General features: G+C 74.2%; 1 protein-coding gene and 1 pseudogene. Both read right to left on the bottom strand.

What is annotated here, in order from left to right; genetic code table 11:
• Nucleotides 1–413 (bottom strand): annotated as a pseudogene (locus tag G3I40_RS25085) (shikimate dehydrogenase); the annotation flags it as partial.
• Nucleotides 410–1,595, bottom strand: a 1,186-nt coding sequence (locus G3I40_RS25080; RefSeq protein ID WP_164304387.1) for a 3-deoxy-7-phosphoheptulonate synthase, incomplete at its 5' end; no start/stop codon positions are given. The pseudogene G3I40_RS25085 and the gene G3I40_RS25080, both read right to left, overlap by 4 nt.

Here is a 1,595-nt window from a genome sequence, read left to right as displayed (position 1 = left end):
AGCGCCGCGCGGGCGCCCTTCGGCTCGTGTCCGGCGGCGGTCAGGCCCGCCACGAAGCCGGAGCCGTCGAAGTTCTCGGCGAGCCAGCTGCCGTCGGCCTCGCGGCGCAGCACGTTCGCGGTGCCGACGACGTCCACGCCGGTGCCGCGCCGGTCGGCGAGACGGGCCGCGGCGGCCTTGTGCGGCACGGTGACGAACATGCCGTCCAGGTTCTGCACGCGTTGCAGGCCGCGCACGACGTGCTCCAGGTCCTGCGGGCGGGCGTGCACCGGGACGACCACCGCGTCGACGCCCAGCTCGGCGAGGACGGGGTTCATCAGCGCGGGCGCCTGGACCTGGGTGACGGGGTCGCCCAGGACCGCGTACAGGCGGGTGGTGCCCTGGATGGGCGGGACGGGAGGAGGTGTGGTCATCGCAGCACCGCCGCCTTTCGGGGTTCGACGCCGTCCGTGGCCAACGCGGCCACGGTGCGGGCGAGTTCGCGTGCCTGGTCCCCGTTGAGGCGGGGGTCGCAGGCCGTGCGGTAGCGGGCGGGCAGGTCGGCCTCCGCCGTTCCTGCCGCGCCGCCGACGCATTCCGTGACGGGATCGCCGGTCAGTTCCAGGTGGATGCCGCCGGGGTGGGTGCCGATGCGGCGGTGCACTTCGAAGAAGCCGGCGATCTCGTCGGCGATCTCGTCGACCTTGCGGGTCTTGAACCCGCCTGCCGCCGTGTACGTGTTCGCGTGCATGGGGTCGCACTGCCAGACCACTTCGTGGCCGGACGCGGCGACCTTCTCGACGATCGGCGGCAGCACGTCCCGGATCCGGGTGTGCCCCATGCGGCTGATCAGGGTGAGTCGCCCGGGTTCGACGTGCGGGTCGAGCCTGCGTACGTAGGCGAGGGCCTCTTCCGGGGTGGTCCCGGGGCCTATCTTGAGGCCGACGGGGTTGGCCAGGAGCGCCGCGAACGCCACGTGCGCACCGTCGAGTTGGCGGGTGCGTTCGCCGATCCACAGGAAGTGTCCGAGGCCGCTGGCCAGGCGCGGCTCGGGCCCGCTGTCGTCGACCGTCAGCGAGGAGCGCTCGTAGTCGAGTATCAGCGCCTCATGGCTGACGAACACCTCGCGCGCCTCGGGCAGCGCGCCGTCGCCGAGCCGGCGGATCAGCGCCGTCGCGTCCGCCGCGTCGGCGTGGGCCCGCAGCATCCGGGCGGGGTCGGGTGTGCGGGCGGCCAGGGTGGGTTCGGCGGAGTTGACGAGGTCGCCGCGGTAGGACGGCAGGCCGTGGGCGTCCACGTCGCGGGAGCGGGGCTTGGCGTACTGCCCGGCCATCCGGGCGATCTTGACGACGGGCAGCCCGGTGCGGCGGGCGAGCACGCCGGCCATGTCCACGAGGGTGCGCAGGTTGGCGGTCTTGTGGGCGTCGGTGTTCTCGGTGAAGGACTCGGCGCAGTCGCCGCCCTGGAGGAGGAAGGCCTCGCCGCGGGCGACGGCGGCGAGTTCCTCGCGCAGCCGCGCCGTCCGCGTCGCCGTGACGACCGGTGCGGCGCGATGCAGCAAGTCCGCCACGTCCGCGGCCCGTCGGGGGTCGGGCCAGCGCGGTTGCTGTGCGGCC

It is taken from the genome of Streptomyces sp. SID14478 (assembly GCF_010548525.1).
Taxonomy (GTDB): domain Bacteria; phylum Actinomycetota; class Actinomycetes; order Streptomycetales; family Streptomycetaceae; genus Streptomyces.
This window is presented reverse-complemented; position numbering and strand designations above follow the sequence as displayed.